We start from the raw sequence: 2121 nt of genomic DNA on the forward strand, positions 1-2121 counted from the left end.
ACTCTTCTCTATACGTTCTTCTGCTTCTCTTACTAAAAATGACATTTTGCCTCCTCTTTCGTATGTACTTATCTTTTCATTCTATCATATATGTTTCTTTCTGCCTATTATGCAATGGTCTTTTTAATATTACTTAATCATTTGTGCTTTAATAAAATTAAAAATGGAAAGCTATTTTCTTCCAAACTGAATGTTGTGACCTAGGTCTTTGGAGCAAATACTTTTTCTCTTATCAATGAAGTTAGACTGGACATTGATGCAATCTAATAATGAATATAAAACTGTACTTTGATCTACTTTTTTATTTGCATTAGTTTGGGCTATTTCCATATTTCTTTTAATCATAGGGTCACTTTTTAATAAATTATCCGAAAACCACAAAAGATATGGAACATGAACTTGCTCTTTTGGAGCTTTACTATATTCATAACTGTGAAGATAAATTCCGTTCTCACCAAGTGATTCTCCGTGATCAGAGATGTAAACGAGCATAGCTTTGTATGGTTTTAATTCATTGATCATTTCACTTAAAACATAATCTGTATAAAGTATTGAATTATCGTAAGAATTACCACTTTCTTCCTTGTATTCACAAGAATTTCTTTGAAAAATTCTTTTAAGAATGGAAGAATTGTTTACATCAGTGCAGGTTGGTGCAAACTTTCTAAAGCCCTCTGGATATCTATCATCATACGTTCTATGACTGCCTTGAGTATGCAGTACAATAAATTGATTACTAGAGTTATTTTGAGCTAATAAATTATGCATATAACTTACTAGATTTTCATCTTTGATATTGTAATTATTATTTTGCAAAAGAATTTCCTTAGTTATTAACTCATTAGCCTCAGATGCAACGCTGTTTATATCATCAACAAACGATTGCAAACTTACCCACCAACTTTTAAAATCCAGTTTATTAAAGACTGAAATAACGGTATTTTCGTTGGCTAAAGAATGTATTTTAAAAATATTTTTTATCCCCATTATGGTATACGTTGCAAGAGAATAAGCATCTTTAAAGCTAACTAAATTACTTTCTTCTTCTAATTTGGGTGTTGTATTGCGACTATACCCATTAATACCAAATCTATCACTTCTTGCTGATTCTCCTATAACTAGTACCACTTTTATACCATTTTCCTTCAAATTAAATGTATATTTACCAAATACATCTTCTTTCTCTCCATTTCTGAATTTATTATGCTTAAAATATGTTTTTACAGTAACCACAAGATTTGAGGGATATAAGTTAACTGCAGTCATATGTTGCAAAAAAACTATTGGATTAATTCCCTTTACAAACAGCATGGGCGTATAAAAGATTGAAGCTCCAATGAAAGCAATTAATAACGTTGATATAGATTTATTTTTAATCCCAATTTTCAATGATTTTGCTTGTAGCAGTATCATTATACTCGGAATTAACCAAAAAACTACTATCCAAAGAATTAATTTATAATCAACAAATGTAATTGCTTCATCGTAATCGGTATTTAAGGTACTTTCTAAAACTGATTCATTAAAATTAATTCCAAAGAAAATTTGAAAATAACTAAGAAGACTGCCGATAAACAACATAATAATAAAAAACGGTATGAAGAAGATTCGGCTTATAGATATTACAGAAATCAGAAATATTGAAAAACCAATATTAGAGAGGATGATTGCAGTTTGATACTCTTTTGTAAGAATATCTTTAACAAAAATCATATTCAAAAAAATTAGAATTGAGATGGCCACTATTAAAATTAAGTTATGCCTATTAAAAAGTATTTTCCTCATAATCCTGTTATTTTTTTGATTGATGATTAGCTATGGTAGAATTCTTGTATACTAACTAGCAATTTTTAGGTATAATACCAACAATTTAAAATGTAATTATATGAAAAAAACATCCATAGTATTGATAATATTATTAATACTAGTCTTCTGTTTTGGCAACTACATCCCACTGAATTTAAAATGGCACCGTCAAGTTAATGGAAATATGGCCGGCACCGTCAAGTTAATGGAAATATGGCCGCAACACAACCCTGACCCTTAAATTTTAGGCAGCAGCTATCTCTTGGATAGCTTCATCCCAAATAAATTTAGCTTTTTGAAAATTCTCTCTTTGGA

At 29.3% G+C, this 2121-nt stretch carries 2 protein-coding genes; one reads left to right on the plus strand and one right to left on the minus strand.

Annotation, left to right across the window (positions count from 1 at the left end):
• Nucleotides 1-171: 171 nt before the first annotated feature.
• Nucleotides 172-1713: a phosphoethanolamine transferase gene (locus L8D11_RS05040; protein WP_236870579.1), complete on the minus strand. Its 1542-nt coding sequence runs from the start codon at nt 1711-1713 to the stop codon at nt 172-174.
• 172 nt (nt 1714-1885) lie between these two features.
• Here L8D11_RS05040 and L8D11_RS05045 point away from each other — a divergent pair, with 172 nt between their 5' ends.
• On the plus strand, nt 1886-2047 hold the full coding sequence (locus L8D11_RS05045) for a hypothetical protein (protein ID WP_236870580.1): 162 nt from the start codon (nt 1886-1888) through the stop codon (nt 2045-2047).
• Nucleotides 2048-2121 lie beyond the last annotated feature (74 nt).

Source organism: Candidatus Bandiella numerosa (assembly GCF_021811875.1).
In the GTDB taxonomy this organism is placed as follows: domain Bacteria; phylum Pseudomonadota; class Alphaproteobacteria; order Rickettsiales; family Midichloriaceae; genus Aquirickettsia; species Aquirickettsia numerosa_A.